An 846-nucleotide genomic window follows, 5' to 3' on the forward strand; every position below is an offset into this window, starting at 1 on the left:
ATCGAAACCAGCACGGTCTGGCACGGTCCTGAGCAAGGCCCCCTACTTCAGTTATCGACACGTAGTTTGGATCATGCCAGTGGTAGTGCTAGTACAGATGCTGAAGGCAACTATGTTATGTTGCTGTTCCCTAGTGATACCTGTATTGAATCCGGTTTTTACCCAGACAGCACTGACTGCTTGTATGACCTTACCTATACTCCAACAATCGAAAGTGGCTTTGCGACCTTTGTAAGATCTGATCTTGCCCTTAACAACGCGCTTAGTCTCGACCAGGAGCTAGTTCTACTTGATAGCATAATACCGAAAACTATTGCCGGGCCTTATGTTAAAAATATTAGCAACCAATCTGTGGTAATAGAATGGCAGACCGATGAACCGGCTAGAAGTACAGTTCAAGTGGTTGGTGGAGCGGTTTTTAAAAATAACCGTTTTCTAACAGAACATAGCGTTGTTATTAATAACCTGGATTCAAACACCGATTATGACGTAAATATTTCGACACGAGACGCACAAAACAATAGTTCTGAAACGCAAGTTCTAAGCTTTACCACTCAAAGTATTAGTGCTGACTCATTAGCGCCACAGTTTGTCCAACCTTTAGCAGCGACGTCTATCGGAGAAACCCAGTTTACGGTGGCTTTTTGTGCTAATGAGCCAGTGCAAGGAAAGTTTATCGTTGACGGAGCTGAGTATTTACTTAATGACTTCTCTCGCTGCCATAACTTGACTGTAGGTGATCTAAACTCGAATCAGACCTATGCGGTGTCAGTAGAAGTTACTGATATTAGCGGTAATGGCCCAACTCAGAGCCATATTAGTAGAGTTAAAACGCTAGCAGCGGCA

General features: G+C 43.6%; 1 protein-coding gene. It reads left to right on the top strand.

Translation table 11 applies throughout. The features are described from left to right. Positions 1-846 (top strand): fibronectin type III domain-containing protein (locus A3729_RS33525; RefSeq protein ID WP_197476121.1); only part of this gene is annotated, 846 nt, incomplete at both ends.

Source organism: Oleiphilus sp. HI0043 (assembly GCF_001634935.1).